The organism is Parageobacillus sp. VR-IP (assembly GCF_013357975.1).
GTDB classification, from domain to species: domain Bacteria; phylum Bacillota; class Bacilli; order Bacillales; family Anoxybacillaceae; genus Saccharococcus; species Saccharococcus caldoxylosilyticus.
Genome location: NZ_JABVYQ010000001.1, coordinates 762,766 through 787,025, shown reverse-complemented (window position 1 = coordinate 787,025; position 24,260 = coordinate 762,766). Strand labels below are relative to the sequence as shown.

The 24,260-nt window shown below is 43.5% G+C and carries 20 protein-coding genes and 1 pseudogene; 2 read left to right on the top strand and 19 right to left on the bottom strand.

All coding sequences use genetic code 11. The features are described from left to right. Positions 1 to 13: 13 nt before the first annotated feature. From HT574_RS04110 to HT574_RS04045, 14 genes are all read right to left on the bottom strand, one after another. Complete coding sequence (locus tag HT574_RS04110; RefSeq protein ID WP_061579475.1) at positions 14 to 1,432, bottom strand: sodium:solute symporter family protein; 1,419 nt, start codon at positions 1,430 to 1,432, stop codon at positions 14 to 16. Further along, positions 1,432 to 1,665: a DUF3311 domain-containing protein gene (locus HT574_RS04105; protein WP_061579476.1), complete on the bottom strand. Its 234-nt coding sequence runs from the start codon at positions 1,663 to 1,665 to the stop codon at positions 1,432 to 1,434. The genes HT574_RS04110 and HT574_RS04105 overlap by 1 nt, the downstream gene beginning before the upstream one ends. Positions 1,666 to 2,786: 1,121 nt before the next feature. Continuing rightward, positions 2,787 to 3,305: a hypothetical protein gene (locus HT574_RS04100; protein WP_175243554.1), complete on the bottom strand. Its 519-nt coding sequence runs from the start codon at positions 3,303 to 3,305 to the stop codon at positions 2,787 to 2,789. Positions 3,306 to 3,701: 396 nt separating this feature from the next. Further along, a complete protein-coding gene (locus tag HT574_RS04095; RefSeq protein ID WP_175243553.1) occupies positions 3,702 to 5,636 on the bottom strand; it encodes a DUF2075 domain-containing protein in 1,935 nt (644 codons plus the stop codon). 71 nt (positions 5,637 to 5,707) lie between these two features. Beyond that, a complete protein-coding gene (locus tag HT574_RS04090; RefSeq protein WP_175243552.1) occupies positions 5,708 to 6,037 on the bottom strand; it encodes a nucleotide pyrophosphohydrolase in 330 nt (109 codons plus the stop codon). A gap of 530 nt (positions 6,038 to 6,567) precedes the next feature. After that, a complete protein-coding gene (locus HT574_RS04085) occupies positions 6,568 to 7,761 on the bottom strand; it encodes a phosphopentomutase (RefSeq protein WP_175243551.1) in 1,194 nt (397 codons plus the stop codon). Positions 7,762 to 7,765: 4 nt separating this feature from the next. Continuing rightward, positions 7,766 to 8,917 (bottom strand): YhfX family PLP-dependent enzyme, encoded by a 1,152-nt coding sequence (locus HT574_RS04080; RefSeq protein WP_309138269.1) that lies wholly within the window; start codon positions 8,915 to 8,917, stop codon positions 7,766 to 7,768. A 2-nt stretch (positions 8,918 to 8,919) separates the two neighbouring features. Then, positions 8,920 to 10,050 carry an aminotransferase class V-fold PLP-dependent enzyme gene (locus HT574_RS04075; RefSeq protein WP_175243550.1) on the bottom strand — a complete coding sequence of 377 codons (1,131 nt, stop codon included), beginning with the start codon at positions 10,048 to 10,050 and terminating at the stop codon, positions 8,920 to 8,922. Between the two features lie 3 nt (positions 10,051 to 10,053). After that, complete coding sequence (locus HT574_RS04070) at positions 10,054 to 10,974, bottom strand: phosphotriesterase family protein (RefSeq protein WP_175243549.1); 921 nt, start codon at positions 10,972 to 10,974, stop codon at positions 10,054 to 10,056. 15 nt (positions 10,975 to 10,989) lie between these two features. Then, positions 10,990 to 12,288, bottom strand: a complete 1,299-nt coding sequence (locus HT574_RS04065; RefSeq protein ID WP_061578826.1) for a YhfT family protein — start codon at positions 12,286 to 12,288, stop codon at positions 10,990 to 10,992. A 17-nt stretch (positions 12,289 to 12,305) separates the two neighbouring features. After that, positions 12,306 to 12,665: a DUF2620 domain-containing protein gene (locus tag HT574_RS04060; protein ID WP_309138279.1), complete on the bottom strand. Its 360-nt coding sequence runs from the start codon at positions 12,663 to 12,665 to the stop codon at positions 12,306 to 12,308. A 25-nt stretch (positions 12,666 to 12,690) separates the two neighbouring features. Continuing rightward, entirely contained in the window at positions 12,691 to 13,038 is a 348-nt protein-coding gene (locus HT574_RS04055) for a PRD domain-containing protein (protein WP_042410274.1), read from the bottom strand. A gap of 53 nt (positions 13,039 to 13,091) precedes the next feature. Next, positions 13,092 to 14,012: a GntR family transcriptional regulator YhfZ gene (gene yhfZ / locus HT574_RS04050; protein WP_175243548.1), complete on the bottom strand. Its 921-nt coding sequence runs from the start codon at positions 14,010 to 14,012 to the stop codon at positions 13,092 to 13,094. Between the two features lie 489 nt (positions 14,013 to 14,501). Next, positions 14,502 to 15,728, bottom strand: a complete 1,227-nt coding sequence (locus HT574_RS04045) for a YeeE/YedE family protein (RefSeq protein WP_175243547.1) — start codon at positions 15,726 to 15,728, stop codon at positions 14,502 to 14,504. Between the two features lie 179 nt (positions 15,729 to 15,907). Here HT574_RS04045 and mscL point away from each other — a divergent pair, with 179 nt between their 5' ends. Next, positions 15,908 to 16,303, top strand: a complete 396-nt coding sequence (gene mscL / locus HT574_RS04040; protein ID WP_017436170.1) for a large conductance mechanosensitive channel protein MscL — start codon at positions 15,908 to 15,910, stop codon at positions 16,301 to 16,303. A gap of 52 nt (positions 16,304 to 16,355) precedes the next feature. Here mscL and HT574_RS04035 read toward each other — a convergent pair whose 3' ends face one another. From HT574_RS04035 to hutG, 5 genes and pseudogenes are all read right to left on the bottom strand, one after another. Next, positions 16,356 to 17,684, bottom strand: a complete 1,329-nt coding sequence (locus HT574_RS04035) for a YjiH family protein (RefSeq protein WP_175243546.1) — start codon at positions 17,682 to 17,684, stop codon at positions 16,356 to 16,358. A 92-nt stretch (positions 17,685 to 17,776) separates the two neighbouring features. Next, on the bottom strand, positions 17,777 to 19,051 hold the full coding sequence (hutI, locus tag HT574_RS04030) for an imidazolonepropionase (protein WP_175243545.1): 1,275 nt from the start codon (positions 19,049 to 19,051) through the stop codon (positions 17,777 to 17,779). Positions 19,052 to 19,069: 18 nt separating this feature from the next. After that, a complete protein-coding gene (gene hutU / locus HT574_RS04025; protein WP_175243544.1) occupies positions 19,070 to 20,728 on the bottom strand; it encodes a urocanate hydratase in 1,659 nt (552 codons plus the stop codon). Positions 20,729 to 20,989: 261 nt separating this feature from the next. Beyond that, positions 20,990 to 22,469 (bottom strand): annotated as a pseudogene (locus HT574_RS04020) (helix-turn-helix domain-containing protein). Positions 22,470 to 22,474: 5 nt separating this feature from the next. Beyond that, positions 22,475 to 23,452, bottom strand: a complete 978-nt coding sequence (gene hutG / locus HT574_RS04015; RefSeq protein WP_175243543.1) for a formimidoylglutamase — start codon at positions 23,450 to 23,452, stop codon at positions 22,475 to 22,477. Between the two features lie 373 nt (positions 23,453 to 23,825). Here hutG and HT574_RS04010 point away from each other — a divergent pair, with 373 nt between their 5' ends. Further along, a complete protein-coding gene (locus HT574_RS04010; RefSeq protein WP_175243542.1) occupies positions 23,826 to 24,242 on the top strand; it encodes a PaaI family thioesterase in 417 nt (138 codons plus the stop codon). Positions 24,243 to 24,260 lie beyond the last annotated feature (18 nt).

Here is a 24,260-nt window from a genome sequence, read left to right as displayed (position 1 = left end):
ATTCTCCTTATTTTTATGCTCTGACATGTCGTGTGATGATTGGTATAATATTTTGAGAGCGATTTTTAACTAAAATACTAACTGTATATGTTGTTGCAAAGTTTAAAATTAGAGCTAACAAACCGATATTGATGTTATATATATTGACATGTAAAATGTGCATACTAATAGCCGCTATATCCCCAACTAATAGACCTGTGGTGATTCCGATAGGAGTTATTTTTCGCGAGAAAAGTAAAGCTAAGATCCCTGGTAAGAATTGACCATATCCATAATAAGCCATATTTATTATATTTACCATTAAATTAGGAGCTAATAGAGTCAAACCCATTGAAATCAAAAGGTACAGAAAGACAGTTATTTGGACAGACTTTCGTTGCAATTTTTCAGGGACATTAGGAAGTAGATTCCGAGACACCATTCCTCCAATACTTAAACTACTAACTGCTAGCACCAAAATTCCTGACAGTGCCGCACCAGCAGCTACTAAACCTACTAACCATGAGGGTAGAAGGGCACTCACCGACGCTACGAATGATTGGTTTGGGTTTTTTAAATTAGGAATTGCGACTAAAGCATAGTAAGAAGTGAAAATAAGAAACGGAAACATAAACATATATAAAGGCATAAATCTTTGTGATTTTTTTATGGTGGCTTCCGATCGGCTAGTAAATATCATCGGTATACTTAGAGGAGTGACATAAAAAGCTAACGATTGAAAAAGAATAGTAGTTAAGACAAAGACCATCACTTCTGGTTGATCAATTGTTACAGAAGTACCATGTTGTTTTGCAAAAGTAAACAAGTTCGATACGCCTTCCATTTTAATAAGAACTGCAATACCAGCAATTAATATTCCAAGAAACATTAAAATATCTTTTAAAATGGAAACAAGCGCTGGAGCTTTTACACCAGATACAGAAATATATAGAAATGCTATACAACCCGCAATAATTACTGCCATTACAGGTGACAAATCAAATCCAAGAGCACTGAGAGCAACTATTAATCCTTCAAACTGCAATTGTCCCAACGGTATCATAAAAATTAATGCAGAGATGGTAACTACTAGTTCAAGCCCTCTATGCGAATAGTGCTTTTTAAAAAGATCTGGACTAGTCATGGCACCGTATTTCTTTCCTGCTCTCCATAGTAGTGGAGCTAGAAAGTATCCCACTGGATAGGCTAGGAGAATATAACCTACAAACCATATTCCGTAGCTAGCTCCCTTTGCATAAATTCCTCCCGGAAAACCAATCATAGTACCAATAGTGTAAATTTCCCCCACCGCTAAAAAGAAAAATAATATTCCACTAAACGAACGTCCTCCTACTAAGTATTGTTCAACATTTAACACATCTTTACCACGACGCGCATACAATGCAATTGCAATAGACAAACACATAATAGTTCCAAATACAAATGCCGCCATTATTTAGCATCCTTTCTACTTTGGTTTATTTGATACTCATATCGATCAAAACAAGACCAAGAAATAGCCAAACAAAGAGAAGTCAAAGGAAGCCATAAAAAGATCCAAAAATAAAGAATTGGTATACCAAAAATAGGAGTGTCATACTTGCCGATAAAAGCAATTCCTCCAAGCACTGACAAGTATGGTATAACTAATCCTGTCAATAGACTAGTTACTTTACGAAAGGCCATAATAATTTCCCCCATCCTAACTAAGTTTAAAAACTACATTAAAATCCCTATCAACATTTATTTTATGTGTTTACTAATTTAAATCATTTTAAAAAATTAATTTAATTCAGAATTTTTTGGTTTGAGTTGGTAGCCTTTGTTGGATCCTCCGAAAGAATAGCAAAGTCAGCTTGTTTTCCCACTTCTATACTACCGGTATGTTGTTCATCAAAATTAGGTTTTGCACTATAAAGTAATCATAGATCGTAGATCCGTTTCGACATCACAACGTTGTTCCGGACCTAAAATATTTCCTTCTCGTGTTATATGGTTAACAGCTACTCAAATAAAAAAGGGGAAATGAGAGTAATGGACAGTCCGAATGCAAAGTAAATAATATATTACGTTCAATCACATCTATCAAAGGATTAATTCTAGAAGCACGTTCTGGTCCCAAAAATGTCTTTTGATTCCGATCTCCTCAATAATAAACATGATTAATAAAAAAAGATGCCGCTACTCCAATTCTTTTTATTCGATCCAAGTCCTTCAGAAGTAGCTGTTGGCACATGCTCTATACGATGATTATGTCTATTTAAAGCATATCCCATAGACATCATCCAAAATCGAGCTAATGGCACGTGAATCATAATAATATAAATATTGTTTGACTTCTTCTATCGCTTCTCGATCTGTTAAATCATATCCTATTTTTTGGAAGTCATTCTCCAAACCAGAGAGTGAAATGTTCATCTCACCACCATTAGTTACCGTTATAAGTTATTATTTCCAATTATGTTAAAACGCTAAAAAGATTACACCTTCCTATCCTAGTCGATAACAGACCAAAAGGTATAATTTTAGGAATATTCTACCTATTGTGAACAAACATTTCATTATACACTTTGTTAAATAAATGGAGATATTTGTTTTTCATTATGTAAAAATGTACCGTTAAATAACATCGGCATTACTACATAGTGAGCGACCAATCGTACTAGGCAGTTTTCTACAATACGAATCCTGGCAGTCTGCCCTTTCTCCACTTCTCCACTGATCTAATTCCTCTGAGCGAAACGTTACGATTTGAAGGGGTATATTGATTTTCACTCCCACGTGACTTTCCTCCACATCATATGATGCTACAAATCCGCTAACCGGTCTCGTTCAATCTTAATCATGTTATCTTTCCCGTCCAACATATCGGCACGCTTGCTGCCATAAATGCGCAGCCATGGGGAGCCTTTGACCGCTTTCACTGACAGCCGTGCTGTTCCGCGAATCTGCTCTTTTTCGATATCCACACATTCCAGAAATTCGTCCCAGTAGACAATGGCAATCACTTGGTTGTAGCCACTTAATTGCTTCTGGCCGCAAATGAAGGCAAAGATAAATTCTTTTTTCTTGTTGTTTTCATGATAAATCTTGATAATCTCTTCAAGCTCATTGTCGCTAAACGGAAAGGACCAAGTGAAATCTTTTGAGCCGGTTGGTGACGTATTGTACTTTGTATAGATGATATAGCTGTTTTGATTTGTCGTTACTTCGTATATTTGGCGATTGTCGCTTGGCTTTTCGAACAAAGCCGGCGTCAGACCGCCATTTACCAATGCAAAAAGGAGCGCACCATAAAAATAATCCCTTTTGTAAATCGTTGCCATCTTATTTCCCTCCCTCTGTCATAGATAGAAAGACTTAGTTAATCTAATTCTATCAACTTTTGTAAAAATATGGTTCCGAATATTGTCAAACACACAAAAAAAGCAGAAGCGCTTTATGGCTTCCGCCTGAAACATTAATAGCTGATGGTCCACAGCATAAACGCATCGACGCCATTTTCCGGACCGACCAACTCAATATCCGCGCCAATTGCTTCAAAGTGCTTGTAGGAAATTTTTACTTTTTACTTTAACTAACACACAAGTTCTTCAATATGTTGGTTGATCTTTATTTCAGACAAGAAATATATGTTTTTTCTTAATCTTGATTAGTGAAAAAAGCAGTAAAAGTTATATAAGTTAGTTACTAATGTTAAACCTTTCGACAACATGAGCTAGTCAGTATTCTCCCTGCTTCTCTGCTACCATCGAATTTAAATCAGGATAAGATGTATATTGAACCTCATTTAATCGTTTTCTCAAATAATTTTCTAACTCTTTATTCGTGCAATAGACAAAGCATCCTTTCTGGCCCCGTGTCAATAAAGTTCTGTATGTATTTCGAATAATCTCATCCGCAAGTTTTAAAGCCCCTTCTGGTTTTTCCTTTAACATTTTTCTTAAGCCTTTCAATGATTGGTCAGTTTTTGCGCGCTTCGTATAATCTGTTTGAACTTGCCCATCTTTATAGATTAAATCATCCCCAATAATAACACCTACATAGTCAAACTCTAGTCCCTGGCACGTATGGATGCAGCCTACTTGGTGAACAGAATTTTCATCAATTGCCCATGTTTCGGAATTGGCAAGATTCCAACTCATGCTAAAGTTATATTCGGGAATAATAATATCGTGAATATTTGGGTTGTTTTTTCCTTCTTTTATCCAATCCCAACAATATCCAGCTACTATGCGGGATTTATTGTTCACCTTATTTAGTCTTTCGATTTCTTCACGCAATTCATTCGGGTTTGAGTAAATACGAAAATCATAATTGCTGTCGAAGTAATTGTAGTTTGCTGTTTTACGAATTTGCAACACATCATCAATCCAAGCTAAATAGCCATCGGAGCCGTTGCAGCGAAATTGGGATTCGAGTTTCATTTTAGTTATGCCTGCTTTATATTCGTTCGCAAATTTTTGAATCATTTCTATACTTCCAATATCCTTTAATGTAACACGCTGTCGTTCATCGATGAAAAAAATGGCCAGTTTTGATGCATGGATAATTTCTTTTATTTGGTTTTCTCCAAGATTCTGAAACATCCCCGATTTCTCATTAAGACGGTGTGCTTCATCAACAATAAGAACGTCAAATTCATTCGGAAGGGCATTAACATAGCTTCCAGAACTAGTAAACAAATTATCAATATGACTCTTTCGAAAATCGCCTTTTAGCTTTTGGGCATATACTTTTCTCGGTGCAGCGTTTTTCGTAACATATTGGCAAACTAGATTGCGGTTGGTCAATTCGACAAGCAGATTAATCGCCAAGACGGACTTCCCTGTGCCTGGACCACCTTCGACAATCAGCACTTGTTTTTGATTTGTATTAACTGCTTTAGCTGCTAATTGAAGCGCTTCTTCGTATACAACCTTTTGGTCATCGATCATGATAAACTCTTGATTACCTTTTAGCATACTATTCAATGAATCTTGAAGAGATTTTGATGGACGAATGCGTCCGTTTTCAATTTTATAAAGATTCTCCTTGTTATCTCCGTATTTTATATGTCGTTTTATAAAGGAACGTAACTTAGCAGCATCTCCTTTTAGAAATAAAGGGGCCCTATTAATATAAAATTGATAGATCCCATCAGTCACGGGGTCACTTTTCCCTAAATGGATATAATTATGTAAATAGGCGCACGAATAAAGCTGAATATCATCATTTTGGACAGTTTCGTTATAATCTTTAATTAAAGACGCATAAGACCATGCTTGATAGGATGGGTGAGTTGTCTCTACAAAATGACGATTAATCACCGTTCTTACTATCGCCTCTTTACCATCTACTTTTTCTACGTTTTCCCATTGTTTTAATTCGACAATGACGACAGAATGGTTATTACGTTCATCGATCCCAGAAATAAGAAAGTCCACTCTTTTAGAAGTATGAGGAATTTTAAATTCAATCGCTATTCCTGTGTTACTTGGAATTTCATAATCGCTCAATACGCGATACATATATTGCATCGAATTATACCATGCTCGAATCTCACGCTCGTTTATTCCGCCAATTTTGGCTTTAAAATTTTCGCAAATATTTTGTACAAGCCTATCCTCAAATACATCATTTAAAAATTCATCTTTCGTTGCTTCATACACAATCATCTCTATCACCTTTTTATGGCATGATTCACGCTCTTTCTACATCTGTCAAATCAACCAATACTCTTTCAATTTTATAATTCAGTATATTTCTTTTTTGACCCAAACGACTTCTCAATCGGATACTTTTGTTCATTTTTCTTGATTTTATCTATAATTGCTTTTTCGACGTCAATTCCTAATTCATGCGATAGCAGGAGTGCATAAATGACTACATCGGCAATTTCGTCTTTTATATTTTCCAAATTTGTTTTTACAGCCTCTTCGCTGCTTTTCCATTGGAAATTTTCCAGCAACTCTCCTGCTTCTAGGCATAATGAAATTGCTAAGTCTTTTGGGGTATGAAACTGTTTCCAATCACGCGCATCGCGAAATTCAATAATTTTTTGCTGCAAATGTTTCATGATTATTACCTCCGTTAGTGCTATTTTTCTTTAAATGTCATCGCTATCCATCAATCTTACAATTCCTTAAACACCATCGACGGCTGTCTGAGCAAAGTGTCAATCGGAAGTGTTTTGCGTTCGGCTCCTCTGGTGATGACTATCTACCTTCCTTCAAGCTTTATGACAATGTCTTTGCTGCGGTACGCCTTAATTTTAGACGCTTTATCAAAGCCGCCATTGGAAATTCTCCTTTAAAAGCTGTTTCTGCCAATATGATAAACTAGTAATTTTTACCTTATATTTTACAAAAATAAAGACGAAACGTCTAATAATTCTTGAAAAAGTGTGATGCAAAAAGCCTATTGGATACATCCATACACAAAAAAAACACCATCCCAGCAGCACAACAAACATGCATGGGATGGCGGATGCAATCTTGATAACAAGCTCTTAAACTTCAAACTTGCACATCTTCCACCTTCAATAGTTCCCACTTTCTCCATGTAACAGGTGAATTCTAATAAAAACTAAAGTGATCACATCCTATGCTATTCCATGATTATATCCCGCAAGAAACTCACCCCGTATTCAGGGGGATCAATGTTCATATATTGTGCCATGGTTGCGGCAATATCCGCCATCGTATTGCGGATGCCAATCGATACAGGTCTTACTTTTGGACCGACTACTAGAATTGGTGTTTGCTCACGTGTATGATTAGAGTGCCCAATAGTAGGGTCATTCCCGTGATCGGCAGTGACGATGAGAAGATCATCGTCCTTCAGTTCACTAATAAAAGTTGACAAAAAGCCGTCTACTTCTTCTAATACTTCCTTATACCAGGCACAATCTTGCTTATGCCCCGCCAAATCCGTTTCTTGAACATTGACAAGAAAAACGGAATCCCCCTTACTTTCTCTGAATAAGGCACGATATGTTTCAAGGACACTTCGCGTGTTGACAACTGGATCTTTAAATCCAGTTGCTTGAATCACATCTGCTGTTTTTCCAATTCGGTAAACCGGTATCTGATTCAACTCCGCAATATGGGCAAACTGCCTGTCGTAATTTATACCATATCCTAAATGAAGCACTTGATAGCCGTCGCCGTATACATTTGCCTTCGGGCTGTCCACTCCCCACTGTCCTGGCGATTTTTCTTTTACCGCGTTAAGAATCGTTTTAATGTTTGTGTTTTTATTTCCAAACGCAATAACCCTGCTTGTATCTACACATTTTCTAACAATTTTAGCGATTTTACTCAATTCATCAAAAGAAACTAGATTTAAGTCGCCGACTACATTAATAATATTGCCTTTTTCCGCTTCCAGATTATCCCCAATGACAACCGCACCATTTACTAAGATAATCGAGGCTTTTTTTATTGGATATTCGACATGATATCCATGGCTTTCTAGGGCGGTTTTTATATTTGCTCCCACATCTTTCATTAGCCGTTTTTTCGGAATTCCCGGCTTGCTTCCCATTAGTTCCTGATGCCCCATAAATGTATCCGCGCCATAATGGGCCAAATTGCTTTTACCATACGCTGCCTTCGGCTCGCCGATATTGTCAACGATTTTTCCCAATCCTAATTCATACAAAGTAGGAATGTGTAAATCGACGGCCTCTCGAAGATGTTTATACGTGTTTGCCCCGACGTCCTCTGGCTTCACCTCTGTACAATCATCCATGAAACCAATTCCAAATCCGTCCAATACTAATAAAGTAACCCGTTTCAAATTGCTACTGCCCCCTTCTTTGGAAATAAACGAGCTCAGGAGCTTTTTGGCGAGCGCCACGGATATAAGCGACATGAGACCTTGTTATAAAAATTTGTGTGCGAAACGCGTAAATAACCGTATCACCGACTTTCATCTCTTCTTTTCGCTTCAGACAGCCATAATAGTCAATATTCGTCGCCGACCAGCGATCAATTTCTGCTTTTTGTTGGATAATTCTCTCTTCAGTTCCCCCAAACAACGCGTATTTCATATTTGAACGGGCATAGAAACCTCCCCCGATCGTATATGCAAATTCATCGTCCATGTGCGAGATTTCCGATACATATACAATGCTAGGAACCTCCGGCAAGTCCGGTTTATAGGCGTGAAGCGGTGTAGTTCCCGTCATTGCATGCCCTGGCTCGCCGTGAGTAACACCTGCTTCTTTTAATTTAGGGATGGTATAGCAGCTCGTCGCACCAGGCGCGTTGACCTGCGTTACTTTTATCCCTTTTCTTTCCAAAATATTTCTTGCTTTTTGCAGTGTTTCTATATTGGGAGTAAAAGAAAAGTCTTGTTGTTCCTGATGGAAACGGAAAATCGGAAAACTTGTGACCCCCACAACATTAATTCCTTTTAGTGTCAATATGTCATCCAATTGTCCTTCTAAATCGTCTAAAAGAAATCCACCAAATTGCCCTGGAAAAATCACATCGTTTGGCCGAATCACCCGCAATAGAACATCTTGTTTTTTTCCTAATTTTTCAGCCGCGTCCGATAATTGTTTCGCTCTTTCATACGAAAAAAGAGTTACTACTTCCGGACGGAGAAAGGTTAGCACGTAATGCCACTGAGACTTGCTCGGCTGGACAAGATGCCCGATATTGCCAATGGAGCACCCTTCTTTTTTTAATTCGATTGCCTCATCAATATCGACGGCAACCGCCCGCTCGATTCCGTTGTTCTGAATGATTTGCCCGACAAACCCGCTTCTGCCGATTTGCTTTGTCATATAGTAAAGTTTTAGATCATGATCTTTTGCGGTTTGGCTAATCCGTTGTACATTTCTTTCCAAAGAGTCTAGATCAATCACATAGGTATTCGCAGGTATTTTTCCATCCTGATGTAATTTGGCCGCAGCCCGAATCAGTTCTTCATTTCGTTGTAACATCATATTTAAAAACATGTGCCATCAGTCCTTGAAGCCTCTTGCAATGCATTTTTTAAAATCCTAATCACCGTGCTGGCAGAGGCTTTCATAGGGTTGATTCGAAGCCCATAATCCCTTAATTCCGGACGGCTTTCTAAAAAACTGCCAGAAACGCGGTAAATCATCGGTATTAATTCATATCGTGATTCCGCGCCGACAGGATAGGTCGCAGCGCCAAATTTGGCGGCAGTCTGAATAATTTTCTGCGCAATAGGCTCTTTTAGTTCGACAATGACATTTTTGGACTGTGAGTTGGTAATATATGCCTCTTTGATGCCGTCAATTTCCCCTCTATTTAAACGGTCGCATAATTCATCCACTTGCTCATTTTGAATGGCAAACATAACCGGAGCGAAAATCATACTTCGAATCAGTTCATGCGCCTCGAATCCTTGTACTTGACCGCCGCCCGAATAATTACGTTCATGGATTTTCTCGATAATATGTTTTCTGCCCAAAATGATGCCGATCCCTTCCGGACCAAGGAGTTTGAAACCGGAAAACGCCGAGAAATCTGCTCCATATTCCACTCCGATTCCTTTCATTTTCATGGCGCAATAATTATCGTCTACAACGACCGGCAAGTCCGGTCTGTGTTCCTTTACCATAGCAATTAGTTCTTTTAAATCATACGTGTCCACCGGCTGCTGGCGCGCGTGCTGTACATAAAATACTTTGGCTTCTGCAGCCTGTTCGAGTGCTTTCAACACTGCATTTTTGTCATTAAAATTAACTTCATGTTTCCTCAATCCCATAATGCGGAAAGTTTCTTTCGTTGTTTCGTACATTGGTGCATCATGTACAATACATATGTCCCCGGGACGCACTAACATGCTCAGTACCGTACGAATCGCTCCCGTTCCACTTCCTCGTACTAGCGCACATGCTTCCGCGTGGAATGTTCTTGCTAGAACCTTCTCCATTCTAGCCGTCATGAGGGGACGATGATACTCTGGATGAAGCCCAACATCGCCTAATTGAAAAAACTCGTTATTGGAAAACTCCTTTGTGATTTCGTCAATTAACCGAAACTGCAGCAACTTTGCTTCTTCCAATGTCATATTTTGTAATACAGATTGTTCATATTTTTTTGCCATAAATTAACCTTCTTTCCGTATGCTAAATGCTTTTTGCGGATTTTTCACAAGCAACTTTTCGATCGTTGTCTCTAGTACCCCCATTTCCCTTAAAGAAGGAATAAATTTTCGCAATACCACGCTATATCCCTGTCCGCCGCGAGAAAGTAAATGTGATTGACGCGTTACATCGCTAGAAAGCAAGATTTGATCTTCATATCCTCTTTCAAGAAAATATAGCAACGATTTCATTCGGCTCATGTCACTGCGATAATTCTCTTTTCCTATCGTATCTAGCGCGATGTATACGCCTGACGATAAAACTTCCAATACGACTTCGTCATCTTCATTCAAGTCTTGATGCCCGATGACCACCTGATGTAAAGGCAAATTCTCGCGGATAAATAATTCGACCTGCTCCAGCGCGAGTGTGCCTAGCGTAGTATGTGTCGATAAAGGCAGTTTGGTTGTTTTGGCAGCTTCAATTGCTCCATAAAACAGTTCCAGCTCAACCGGTTTAAACTCATTGAAACTGCTTCCTATCTCACCAATAACTCCCGGTTTTATATTCGTCCCATCAATGCCATTCTCGATTTCATCTATCATCCACTTCGCGAATTCATCCCGATCCCAATTTATCTTTTCTTGAGGAATGAAAGGATCTTTATAGCAACCAGTACTAGCGATAATGTGTAAATCAAGCAATTTACTGATTTCTACCAGCTTTTTTACATTACGTCCCATTCCATCGTTTGTCATTTCAACAATCGCTTTGCCGCCGTATTGAAGAAAAACTTTTAAATCTTCTACTACAAGATCCAGATTTTGTAGACACGTATCGGTATTTTTTTTAACACGACTTAAATCGATGTAAAGATGTTCGTGACAAGCACAAACACCTAGTTCCTCCGGCTGAATTCTCCCAAGGACAGTCTGAATGTACATTCGTCATGCATCCCCTTACTGTGTTGGCGGTGTATAAAGTCCTAACAGGGCGAATAGGTTCCCGACAATCCCCACCGCGATGGCGCCAATAGGCCCTACAGCCATTCGAACGATTGGCCGCCCCGCAACTTCATTTAAGAGATAGAATCCTACAATAGCAAAAAATCCAAAGCCAGGCACAATGGTGTTGGCTGCGTTTGCACCACCCACGAGCAAAGCAACTTCTAGTACTCTCGTCATCGCTGTACGGATGTTCTCACCGGAGGCTCGTATGCCAGGAAAACGGTCAAGAACAGCAGCTAATTTGGTTAATAAGAAAATTTCTGCTAAAATAATGATGGTACCGAGAATCGCTGCAACAACTGGATTTGGAGAAAAAATACCCGCAGCAAACACAAACGTAAATCCCACTGGTCCGTAGACACCGGTGGCAATAGCTGTACTGGCAATCAATGGAACAAATCCGAATGCTTTTGCTAACGAGGCAATTCCACCTTCGGAAATTTTTCCGTCGGAAAGCAGATTTAATGAAATTGGGTCACCAGCAATTAATAAAAGGTTAGTCGCAGCGGCAATAAGGCCCCCACTAATCATTAACACCCAAGCGTGTTTTTTAATTCTTGTGACACGATCCGTAAATAGTGTTGCTAATGTGGAAAGATTCTTTTCCGTTGATTTTTCACGCATCGCATAAACCAATAAAAATATCATTCCGACAATGAGAGCAATTCCCTCAGGGCTAAGGGTGATAGGCGAACCACCCATTTTAATAATCTTTTCTGTATTCATAAAAACAATGATTTGACGGGATAGAGCTGCAACTAGAAAAGCAATAATTCCTTTTTTCATTCCAAATTGCAAAACAATTGCAATTGCCGGGAATACCATAAAAGAAACAACAACTGGTTCTCCTACCTTGTTAAACCCATCAACAAAGTTAAGCGGCAGAAGCTTGAACGCATCGACTACTGCTTTTAGACCGTAGTAAATGCCTGCGCCATACAGCGCTCCAAGTATCCCGGCAATCGGTGTAGTGAATTTACCACGTTTGAAAATTAACCCAATAATATCCGTTCCAAGCAAAATACTGTGAATTAAAATAATGCTTCCGGCAATCGAGATCGGAATACCAAAGCCGATGACCAATCCGAAACTCATGGCAAAAGCAGTTACACCGAGCTCTCTCCGGCTCATTCGGCCTTCTAGATTTTCTGGCACAATTGGGCGCAACCCATCATTAAATACAGCAATTCCCATATTCGCCATGACCGCTGCTAACGCACCAATACACATCATTAAAATAACTTCTAACATTTTATTTCCCCCTTAACTTACCTCTTTAACAGTGCTTCTATTAAATATTGCACTGCTTTTTCTTTGTGATCTCCTGTGAAACCGAAAGCTTTTGCACCTTGTGCAACTGCTTCCTCCACTTTGTCTTTTGTCGGAGGCTGCCCCGGCATAGAGATAGTTGCACATCGCTGTTTTCCCAACAATGCAATAGCCATTGCCAACGCCCCGCCACCACCAGTATGGCAAGCGCCAAAATAATAATCTGCTTCTCCTGACTTTATTGCCATTGCTGCTTCTAAATCGGATTTAATCATTGTCTGAACCTGCCCACCACTAAACTTCTTTACTAATGCTTCAATTTCCACTTTTTCTACTTGCCCGCCAATGACAATCCTTATCATAATAAACGCCATCCTTTCCTCATTAAGGTTTTGATAAAACGTTAACAAAGTGCATATATAAAAATTTCCTTTCTTCTTCTGGAAAATTTCCATTCATCCACTTTTCAATCATAGCTACCTTCTCTACTGCTGCAGGGAAATGGGAAGATAAATAAACTTCATTCATGATGATATCTGGAGGTGAATAAACGGTTTCATTTCTCTCTATTCTTGTGACAGCCATTGCGAGGTGAGTAATTAACATGGAATATCTGCTTGCATTCTCTTCATCCACAAATTGTTCTATTACTTTACTACAAATGGCTTTTGCATTTTCTGTAATCACGTTTGACTTTTCTAGTATTTCCAGGCGTTCCAATAGAGTGTCCATTCTCACACCTCAATGTACAATTTTTTGTATATTGATAATAAGAAAGAAACAAGTTAGTATTTAGGCATAACATCCCCCCTTTCAACTCCTCTTTGAATTTCGACTATTTTTTCTTTCGAAAGATGCTTTAAGATGTACTCCACTTTTCTATTGCTTTTCCGAATCACACAAACGGCTTCGCTCATCTCCTTTTCATATTGAATAGCTTTTTTAGAAGTTAATGGCTCGACGTGATAGAGCGTCGTATCAATTTCATCCATATTCCATATCGTTGCATCAATTGTATTCGCTTTCAAATGTTGCAATAGATGCATATAGTTCATCTCAACGTATTCAACATTTTTTCCTTCTGTTTCTGCGTAGGTTAAGAATTTTTGATCATTTGAAAAGGTATCGATGCCGATTTTAAACCCGTTTTCAATTCGTTTCTTCGTTGGATCAGAGAAAATTACAGCATGCTTTGAAACATAGGTCTGTTTGCCAAAGGAAAGAGCAATCATAAGACCATCATCGTTTTTCATTTCTTCCAATGCTGAAAACCTTGAAACTATTGCAAAATCATATCTCCCTTCTTTTACCCCTTCGAGACGAGGCTTTGCTCCTCTCATAAAAGCAATATTAAAGGCGAGATTTAAACGGCTGAATTCAGAAGCCAGCCCTGATGCAAGCCCTTCATATTTTTTGGAATATGGCAAAGGCATTACGGCCAATACTCGGTCAACCCCTGAAAATTTCAAAAGATTTGATACACATTTCTCTCTCAAAAACGTTCCAAGGTGCCCCCGCGACTCTAATCGAATACTCTGAGTTTCTTCTAGAATCTTTAATGCAGATTGAACCGTTCCCCTGCCGACTTGAAACTTTTCGGCTAAGTCGCTTATTCTAGGTATTCGCTCATTTGGTTCGTAAAAGAGTAATTCCTCTGCAACTTGTTTTAAAGTAAGCCCGCTTTTCGAATAAAAATTCTCCATCATATCATATAACACCACGTTTAACAAGATACAATATTCTGTATATTGTTATTATAAATAATAATAAAATTAACCGCAATATTATTTAGTCAAAAAACTATGCCAATACAGATAAAAAGCGCATAATGAAATAAATTTCATAAATACAAAAAAGTCCACCCCCCTGTAGATCCAGCAAAACCTCCAAGGTGTGGATATACATTAAGCAACGACTTTTACCATTTTCCAAACAATACACTTTTTATCACCACCACAAACCTGCATATGACACGTAAACCATCGTTACTCAGTTGCATGATGACATGACATCCTTTATATCTTGTCTCATCATAAACAGATGGGTTATATCTAGACAAGCCTGTATATTCGCTTCATCTAGCAACGATTCCCACTCCGCAAAATGGATCGCAAAATCTCCATCCATGCATGAAAATAACTTCTCTGACAAATAGAAAAAGGGAAAGCACTATCGCTTTCCCTTTTTCGCTTTCTTCAATTCTTATACGCACAATACGGACGTAATTTCACGCCGATAAGGCTGCCAAGGAAGGCGAACACGAACCAAATCCAGCCGTGGACGCTGAAGGAGGCGATGCCGCTGAAGTACGCGCCGATGTTGCAGCCAAAGGCAAGGCGGGCGCCGTACCCCATCATCAGGCCACCGATGAGGGCGCCGATCGTCATGCGCGACGGGCGTCTCCACTGGATCGGTTTGGCGTAGCGGCCGGCAAACGCTGCCGCCAGCAAGGCTCCGAACATTAAGCTGATGTCCATGACCGTTGTCGTATCTTGATACAATGGGCTTTTCAGCGCATTTAGCTTCGCCGGATCCTGCCAATATGCCCACTCGGTTGGATCAACGCCAAACAACTGCACGAATTTCGCTCCCCAAAGCGCGAAAGCGGAAGTGATGCCCCACGGTTTGCCGTTGAACATTAATACTAGAGCGTTCATAACGGCAAGCAAGAGCGCGCCGACAAGAAGCGACCATGGACCTTTATAAATCACTTTCCAGCCGTTTTTATTTTCGATTTTCGCCGAAATCAGTTTGCCGTGGCGGCGTTTTTCGATGACGGTCACGATGTAATAAACGAGCGCCAACAGCGCGAGCTGAAACAGAAAACCGCCGAACGCGCCAAACTGGTGGATCAGCGAAATCGGCGCCAGATGCGGCGTGTTCATCCAAAAATCAAAATGGGTCGTCGCAATGACCGATCCGGCGATAAACCCGATTAAGGTGACGATGCCGTTCGTATCGCCTCCGCCGATATGGTACAGCGTACCGGACGCGCAGCCATCGCCAAGCTGCATGCCAATGCCGAAAATAAACGCGCCGACGATGACGGAAATCCCGACATCATGCACATTGCCCGCCACGGCATGGCCGAATATGGTTCCTTTCAACAATAGCGGCAAGAAGAAAATGCTTGCCACTAGCATCAGGATCATTTGCGCGCGAATGCCTTCGCCTTGGCGGTATAAAATAAATTTGCGCCATGCAGACGTAAAGCCAAAGTGCGCTTGGTACAAGACAAATCCCCCGAACGCTCCTAACACGTAAAGGAGCGCTTGCTGCCAGGAAACACGGCTATATAAAAACAACGCGCCTCCGATTAACACGATGGATGCAATGGCGATGATCCACGACGTTGGATTTTTCGGAGCGTTTGCTGCTTGCTTGACACCGACGTCCGTTTGTTTTTTTACTGCAATATCCAAGTTGTCTCCCCCCTTTACTAAAATTAAGCACATTATATAATACTATAAATCTGATTGATTTTCTATGTTTTTGCTTCACCGTTTAATGTTAAGTTATACCAACCGCATGGAGCTGGCATTTTTGAACCACCCTATGTTATATTTTTTTGTACCAATATTGTAAAAACAGGGTGAGAATTATGTGGAAAGAATTTAAAGAATTTGCCATGCGCGGAAATGTCGTCGACTTGGCTGTCGGGGTCATTATCGGCGGAGCATTCGGCAAAATCGTTTCTTCACTCGTCAATGACATCCTGATGCCGCTGATCGGCTTATTGCTTGGCGGCATTGATTTTAGCGGGCTGTCATGGAAATTCGGCAAGGCCGTCGTGAAATACGGCATGTTTATCCAAACGGTCGTTGATTTTTTCATTATCTCCTTTTCGGTCTTCGTTTTCGTCAAGGTGTTGAATAAGCTGTACCGGCTCAATAAAAAGGAAGAAGAAGTCAAAGATACAGCGCCGACTTTAACGAAGGAAGAAGAACTGTTGATGGAAATCCGCGATTTGTTGAAACAACAGCGGGAAATGCAATAGGCGAATAAAACGAAAGAGCCTGACCGAGATGAATGGACAGGCTCTTTTATCTTCATAGCAGCACATACGCTATCGGCGTGGCGATTATAAGCGCCAAAATCGTCCGCTCGGCCCAAATGACTAATAGCTTTGGAATGCTGATCGGGATTTCCGTTGCCAAAATACAAGGAATAACAGCGGAAAAGAACAAAATGGCGGAAATCGAAACGACCGCGATGATGAATTTAGTGACGAGAGGTGCTTCCGTTACAAGCAAGGCAGGCAAAAACATTTCCGCAATCTCAATCGCTGATGCTTTGGCAGCAAGCAATGGCTCCGGAATTTGCAGTAGCAGGGTAAACGGATAGAAAAGATAGCCAAACCAGTCAAACAGAGGCGTATATTCGGCAAGAAGCAGCCCAATCAGCCCGACCGACATAATCGACGGCAAAATACTCATCGTCATGATAAAACCATCTCTTAAGTTTTCCCATACATTCTCCCAAAGCCCTTTCGAGTACTGCACCGCTTTCATCGCTTCCGACCATGCTTCTTTCATGTAGTTTCCCGTAACTTTTTCCTCAGGGTCACCTTTGCCATCATAATAATCATCGCTCATTTTGCTTAGCGGCCATAACCGGACGGTAATAGCCGTAACCACAAAAGTTACAAAAAACGTCACCCAAAAATACGTATTCCAGATGTTCATCAGCCCCAATGTTTTCGCCACAACGACCATGAACGTCACCGATACGGTCGAAAAACCCGTGGCAATTATGGCCGCTTCTTTAATCGTGTATTTTCCTTCTCTAAATACTTTGTTGGTAATGAGCAGCCCAATCGAATAACTTCCGACGAACGATGCGACAGCATCAACCGCCGAGCGTCCCGGCGTTTTCCAAATTGGCCGCATCACCGGCTGCATCCACACTCCGACAAATTCCAAAAGCCCGTATCCGACTAAAAGGGCGAGGAAAACGGAACCGATCGGCACTAACAGACCAACAGAGATGACGAGTTTATCGTACAAAAACGGTCCCATGTCCGGTTTGAACAGCCACGACGGTCCGGTTTTAAACATTAACATTACCGCTACCATTAGTCCTAATAGTTTTAACAAGGAAAAAAAGATCGCAACCACATCTTTGTTCCACGTTTTAGTGTAAAACGGATACACAGCGCCTAAAGCAATCACGATGAGCGCGTAATACGGTACAAGCGCCGGAAACTGCATACGTATCCATGAGACGATATGGTCGAGCATAATCGAGGACGTCTTCCCGATTTGCACGGGAACGAAAAACATGAAAATGCCAATCGCGCTGTAAACAAAAAACTTCCAAGCCTGACCAGTGGAAGTTTGTACCGGCAGCGAAGGCTGTTTGCTTGTATTTACTTTCATTTTCCCCACCACCTCGCTTTCATTTGTTTAAAAATTCAGTTTTCTATGGTTAAAAAGCACGCGCGCTAACACGTGCTTTTGATTGCCAACGCCTAGTAGCAAAGCCTCCCGCTTTTCACCACCACCCGGCCGTTTTTCACGACTGTATCGGTATGGTTCATGCCGTAATGGTAGATGAGCTGCATATAATTCGGGACGTCAAAAAGGACCAAATCGGCTTTTTTCCCGGCTTCAATGCTTCCGATTTCGTGGCCGCGGTTGATCGCGTGAGCGGCGTTGATCGTAACTGCCGCCAGCGCTTCGGCAGGGGTCATGCCCATCTGCAGGCAGCCGAGGTTCATGATCAGCGGGAGCGATACGGTTGGCGAGGAGCCGGGATTGCAGTCGGTGGAAAGCGCGACCGCCGCGCCGGCGTCGATGATCTTGCGGGCGTTGGCGGCCTTGGTCATCAGGAAAAACGCTGTGCCCGGCAGCAACACCGCAATTACCCCTTTTTCTGCCATGAGGCGAATGCCTTCGTCCGAAGCGCGCAGGAGATGGTCGGCGGAAACCGCCCCGACTTCCGCGGCCAGCTCGGCGCCGCCGTACGGCTCGATTTCATCGGCGTGAATTTTCGGCATCAGCCCGTACGCTTTTCCCGCTTCCAAAATGGTTCTTGCTTGTTCCGGAGTGAACACGCCTCGTTCGCAAAAGACGTCATTGAATTCGGCAAGTCCGAGCTCGCTCACTTTTGGAATCATCTCTTCGACGATGACGCGGACAAAACCGTCGGGATTGTCTATCCACTCGGCGGGCACGGCATGCGCTCCCATAAACGTGCGCACGACATCGACGGGATGGGTTTCATCGAGCTTTTTCGCCACCGTCAGCTGTTTGATTTCGTGCTCGAGACTCAAGCCATAGCCGCTTTTCGCCTCCACGGTCGTGACGCCGTGAAGCAAAAACTGATCGAGCCGCCGCTTGCTTTCTTCATACAATGTTTCTTCCGATGCTTCCCGCGTCGCTTTTGTCGTCGCGTGAATGCCGCCGCCGGCGTTCATAATTTCCATGTACGTCGCTCCGCTAAGACGCATCGCGAATTCGCTTTCGCGGCTTCCCGCGTATACGAAATGCGTGTGCGGATCAACAAGCCCCGGCGTCACTGTTTTCCCTGTCGCATCGATGATCTCCGCTTCCGCGATCCGCTCTTGAAATCGTCGCGAAAGCTCCTCATCCGTTCCGACAGCGGCAATTTTTCCGCCTTCTACCCAGACGCTGCCGTTTTCAATGATAGAAAGTTCGTTCATTTTCTCCTTCAAGAGTGGGGCTGTGGAGCTTCCAGACAGCGTCACGAGCTGGTTGGCGTTGCGTATAAACAACGGGCGCATGCACCTTCCTCCTTTCGTTTATTTCAGCATCGGCATATGGATGCCTTTTTCCTTCGCCGTTTGGATGGCGAGTTCATAGCCGGCATCGGCATGGCGGACAACGCCAAGGCCCGGGTCGGTCGTCAAGACGCGTTCGAGTCGTTTTTCCGCTTCTTTCGTGCCATCGGCGACAATGACCATTCCCGCATGAATCGAATAGCCCATACCAACGCCGCCTCCATGGTGCACCGATACCCAGCTTGCACCGCCGACTGCGTTAAGAAGCGCGTTTAAAATCGGCCAGTCGGCGATCGCGTCGCTGCCATCTTTCATTCCTTCCGTTTCGCGGTTTGGCGAGGCGACGGAACCGGAATCCAAATGATCGCGGCCGATGACGATCGGTGCTTTCAGCTCGCCTTTCGCCACCATGTCGTTAATGATTTTGCCAAATTTCGCCCGTTCGCCGTAGCCGAGCCAGCAGATGCGCGCCGGCAGCCCTTGAAACTGGATTTTCTCCCGCGCCATGCGGATCCAGTTGCACAAATGTTGGTTGTCGCTGAATTCGCGCAAAATGACTTCATCGGTTTTGTAAATGTCTTCCGGATCCCCTGACAGCGCCACCCAGCGGAACGGCCCTTTCCCTTCGCAAAAGAGCGGACGGATGTAGGCAGGCACAAAGCCCGGGAACGAAAATGCATCCTCTACCCCTTCATCTTTGGCCACTTGACGGATATTGTTGCCGTAATCAAATGTCACCGCGCCTTGTTTCTGCATGGCGAGCATCGCTTTGACATGTTCGGCGATCGATTGTTTGGCGCGGCGGATATACTGCTTCGGATCGCGCCGGCGCAGCTCAGCCGCTTCCTCGAGCGTCACGCCTGCCGGAATGTAGCCGTTAAGCGGATCGTGGGCGGACGTCTGGTCTGTCAACACGTCCGGAATAAAGCCGATTTCGATCATTTTCGGCAGCACTTCCGCCGCGTTGCCAAGCAGGCCGATCGATAGCGCCTTTCCTTCTTCCTTCGCCTTTTTCGCCATCTGGATCGCCGCATCGAGTCTGTCGGTCATCGTGTCTAAATATTTCGTGTCAATGCGGCGCTGGATGCGGGCTCGGTCCACTTCGACGGCAATGCAGACACCGCCGTTTAACGTGACGGCGAGCGGCTGCGCCCCACCCATGCCGCCAAGACCTGCCGTCACCGTAATCGTGCCTTTTAGCGTGCCGCCATAGTGCTGGCGCGCCACCTCGGCAAACGTTTCGTACGTGCCTTGCACGATGCCTTGGCTGCCAATGTAAATCCAGCTTCCTGCCGTCATTTGTCCGTACATAATCAATCCTTTTTTATCGAGCTCATGGAAATGGTCCCACGTCGCCCAAGCAGGCACAAGGTTCGAGTTGGCAATTAACACCCTTGGCGCATCGGCGTGCGTTTTAAACACCGCGACCGGTTTTCCTGACTGAATGAGCAGCGTTTCATCGTTTTCTAAGTTTAATAGCGTTTCGACAATCGCCTCGTAGCACTCCCAGTTGCGCGCCGCTTTGCCGATGCCGCCGTAGACGACCAAATCTTCCGGGCGCTCGGCCACCTCTGGATTTAGGTTGTTGTTTAGCATTCGCAGCGCGGCCTCTTGAATCCAGCCTTTCGCATGCAAAGTCGAGCCGGTGTATGCTTGCACCGGCCGGCGTTTCGTTGCCATCGCGATCCCCTCCGTTTTTTCCTTTTTTAAGCAAGAAAACTGGCAGCTTGCCATCAGAATGACTATAGTCCGACTTAGCCATTCTCCTTTTTATTTATCAAAAATTATAAAATGAAACCGGTTGCAAATATATGCATCCCATTTTTAAAATCGTATATAAATTTTTGAATTTTATACCCAATAGTGAAATGAAATGGCCATTTTGCATCATTTTCTTTAGATTTTTTTTATTTTTTTCGATTTACAAAAAAGAACCGCTCGTCATTGCGGTTCTTTGCGCTGTTCATCGCGGTATTCGGTTGGCGTCCTCTTCATTTCTTCTTTGAACACACGGATAAAATAGTGCGAGGTGCGAAAGCCGGTTTGATGGGCAATCTCTTTTATGGACAGCTCCGTCTGGGCAAGCAGGCGCTTTGCCTCTTTTATTCTTGTTTGCGTCAGCAGCTTGCGAAACGAAATGCCGCGTTTTTTCATTAACAAATGACTGTAATACGCCGGGCTTCTTCCGACAGCCGCGGCCACTTTCCCAAGCGTTAAATCGGGATTACGAAAATGTTCTTCTATATAGCGGATTCCTTTTTCGATGACATCGGTACGCGCCTGCTCTTCCGCCTGTTTCGCGCGATCGAGCAACCTATAGAGAAAAAGAAGCATTTCCTGCACAATGCGGTATAAGACGCGGTTGTATAAAATTTCATGAAAAAATGCGCATATAGCCGCGTTCCGTCACGCCGCGGTCAAGTTGATACGTTTTCATAAAGCGGCGGATTTGTGCCAATATGCTCGTCAGCCTTGTCCGCACCATTTCCGGGTTAGGAAACGGCGTCAGCATACGCAAAAATTCGCGGTGCATCCACGTTTTGATGGCCTGCTTGTCAAACCGGTTCAGCATGTCAATCCATTTCCGCTGCTCTTCCGGCGTTAAAAACGGGTCGAGCTCCTTCCAGCGTTCATATTCAGGAGCGGGGGCAATCACCTGCCGGTACCCGATAAAAAACGTCGTTTCCAATAAGCGAAGCGCCGTTTGATATTGAGTGCGCACCGTTTGACCGCCATCAGGCGGCAGCACGACAACTGCCAACGGCTCCGTGTGCTCCGCCTCCCAGTCGCGCAGCAGTTTCCTTGCTTCTTCTTTCATATCGCCCGATACACCGGAAAGCAAACAGACGACCACATTTGATAGCGGCAGCACGCGAGATGGATAACGAAACGGGTATTGCGTTAAAAAGGAAACAATGTCCCGCAATTGATTTGGATTTTCTGTTTGCAGGAGCAGCAGCGCCACATCTGCCGCTTCCACTTCTTCAGAAAAGAGCGAACGGTACGAATAGCGTTCCGCATCGTTGGAATGGATCGGATCGAGGCGTTCTTGGCGGACAAAGGAAGAAGCCGCTTTTTGAAGGCACTGCTTCAGCTTGACTGGCTCGAGCGGTTTGACGAATAAATCGACACATTGCCATTCAATCGCCTGTTTCGCTCGAGCAAACGTTGCCTCGGCCGTAACGGCAATCACTTTTTGGCAAAACATCCGCACATATTTCGTCATTTCCTCCCAATCATCATGGGGAACCATGTCCAATTCGGTATATAACAGCTCTGGTGTTTCCTTTTCTAATATCCTCATTGTCTGCTCAACGGTATTGGCGGTATAAACGCGATGAATAGGCAGCGAATAGGCGGAAACAAGCCAGCGGATCGCCGCGCTCTCGTTTTCATCCCGCTCCGCAATCAATAGCTTCATCGGCTTCACCGGCCTGTCGCCGCCGACTGGCGGCGGTGGAAATGAACGAGCGCTTCCATGCAGAAGGCAGCCGCTAACGCGATCGTTTTTCGATTTTCATCGACCAACGGATTCACTTCACAAATATCGAAACTGATCGTTTGCGGTTTGGAAATAATATAACGAAGCAGGGCGCGGACGATTTTTGGATCAAGCCCGAACGGCGAAGGCGCGCTCACTCCCGGCGCCGCGCTTGCACTCAACACATCCATGCAAAGCGTCAGCACCAACACATCATAGTTTTTGCTAAAATCATCGATGATTCCGTACGCGCGCTCTAGCGCTGCCAATGTCAATTCTTCCTCGAGCATGTACGCACATCCGTATCGCTTCGCGGTTTCAAATAACGCCGCCGTGTTGCCTAGCGTTTGAATGCCAAGGCAGCAGTATCCCGCGTTTTCATCTTCATCTAATATTTGCCGAAACATTGTTCCCGATGACGGTCCTTGTTCATATGGGCGCATGTCAAAATGAGCGTCGATGTTAATAATGCCAAGCTTCGTTTCCAGGCCGACCGCCTGCCGAACGCCGAGATAATGCCCGTACGCGGTTTCATGTCCGCCGCCGATGACAACCGGCGTGACGCGATGGCGGATAAGGCGCTCTACCGCCTGGCCCAAATGTTTCTGGCAGTTTTCCAACTCTCTCCCGCCACAAACAATTTCACCCGCATCGTAAAGTGTTGCGTCAGACGGCAGGTGCCACGGCAAGTTCGCCAGCGCTTTTTTCACTTCCACCGGCGCGTGATACGCTCCTTGGCGCCCTTGGTTGCGGCGGACCCCTTCATCGCATTGGAAGCCTAATAAAGCAAAGGCGTTTTCTGCCTGCGCCTGTATTTGCCTCATATCAAGCAGACGAATCTTTTGATGGACGCGAAAACTTTTTTCCTCGCTTTCGCTGTCGATCCGACCCGTCCATCTCTCCTTGTCCGGCTGTTTGTACATAAAACGCGAACCTCCCTGCTATATGCTCTGTACGACTCATCTATATCGGAATATGACCCTTTACCATGTAAATGATGTCCCTTCTTCCTCTTTCTCTCCTGCTTCCTTTATTTCCTCCTCGTTTTGCCGCCTATTTTTAATGTGCTTCATACAAAAATACAGGAGCTTTTTTCACTGGCGATCTCCATCCCTTTCCGTTATGCCATTTGTCGAAATCGGACCACGCCATTCTGCAATGAAAACGGGATGAAGGCGCATAAATTGGTTATTCATGAATATTGCGCAGCCCCTTCCCTATAAAAAAGGAAATCTTCTCATTTCCGCGAATAAGGTAATATGAGATCTTACCATTTTTAATGAAAGGGTTGTAGTTATGTCAAAAACCGTCAACTTGCATGAAGTCATTGCGGGAAAAAGCGCACCGCCAGCCTGTGATACGTCGCTTGGCGTTCAATTGGTGAAAACTGGCGAAGGATATGCGAAAGGAAAATGGACGATTGGGGAGCATTTGCTAAACGGCAACGGCGTCGTTATGGGGGGATTTGTCAGTGCGGCGGCCGATATTATGATGGCGTATGCGATTACGACGTTGCTACATGAGGACCAAACATTTGCCTCGATCAATCTACATACGACGTTCCATCGCCCGACTGTTGTCGGCGAAGTGGAAGTCGAAGCGAAAGTGGAAAAGTTTGGACGCACCGTTTCCTATCTGACCGCCGTCTTAACGCAAAACGGCAAAGAAGTGGCAAGCGCCGTCTCCTCGGTGATGATCATGCCAAAACGGTAAAAAAGCAGGATGACCTCC

Bases quoted from the DNA above. Each gene is read 5' to 3' on its own strand.
- HT574_RS04110 (WP_061579475.1), bottom strand. From the start codon at position 1,432: ATGGCGGCATTTGTATTTGGAACTATTATGTGTTTGTCTATTGCAATT.
- HT574_RS04105 (WP_061579476.1), bottom strand. From the start codon at position 1,665: ATGGCCTTTCGTAAAGTAACTAGTCTATTGACAGGATTAGTTATACCA.
- HT574_RS04100 (WP_175243554.1), bottom strand. From the start codon at position 3,305: ATGGCAACGATTTACAAAAGGGATTATTTTTATGGTGCGCTCCTTTTT.
- HT574_RS04095 (WP_175243553.1), bottom strand. From the start codon at position 5,636: ATGATTGTGTATGAAGCAACGAAAGATGAATTTTTAAATGATGTATTT.
- HT574_RS04090 (WP_175243552.1), bottom strand. From the start codon at position 6,037: ATGAAACATTTGCAGCAAAAAATTATTGAATTTCGCGATGCGCGTGAT.
- HT574_RS04080 (WP_309138269.1), bottom strand. From the start codon at position 8,917: ATGATGTTACAACGAAATGAAGAACTGATTCGGGCTGCGGCCAAATTA.
- HT574_RS04075 (WP_175243550.1), bottom strand. From the start codon at position 10,050: ATGGCAAAAAAATATGAACAATCTGTATTACAAAATATGACATTGGAA.
- HT574_RS04070 (WP_175243549.1), bottom strand. From the start codon at position 10,974: ATGTACATTCAGACTGTCCTTGGGAGAATTCAGCCGGAGGAACTAGGT.
- HT574_RS04065 (WP_061578826.1), bottom strand. From the start codon at position 12,288: ATGTTAGAAGTTATTTTAATGATGTGTATTGGTGCGTTAGCAGCGGTC.
- HT574_RS04055 (WP_042410274.1), bottom strand. From the start codon at position 13,038: ATGGACACTCTATTGGAACGCCTGGAAATACTAGAAAAGTCAAACGTG.
- yhfZ (WP_175243548.1), bottom strand. From the start codon at position 14,012: ATGATGGAGAATTTTTATTCGAAAAGCGGGCTTACTTTAAAACAAGTT.
- mscL (WP_017436170.1), top strand. From the start codon at position 15,908: ATGTGGAAAGAATTTAAAGAATTTGCCATGCGCGGAAATGTCGTCGAC.
- HT574_RS04035 (WP_175243546.1), bottom strand. From the start codon at position 17,684: ATGAAAGTAAATACAAGCAAACAGCCTTCGCTGCCGGTACAAACTTCC.
- hutI (WP_175243545.1), bottom strand. From the start codon at position 19,051: ATGCGCCCGTTGTTTATACGCAACGCCAACCAGCTCGTGACGCTGTCT.
- hutU (WP_175243544.1), bottom strand. From the start codon at position 20,728: ATGGCAACGAAACGCCGGCCGGTGCAAGCATACACCGGCTCGACTTTG.
- hutG (WP_175243543.1), bottom strand. From the start codon at position 23,452: ATGTACAAACAGCCGGACAAGGAGAGATGGACGGGTCGGATCGACAGC.
- HT574_RS04010 (WP_175243542.1), top strand. From the start codon at position 23,826: ATGTCAAAAACCGTCAACTTGCATGAAGTCATTGCGGGAAAAAGCGCA.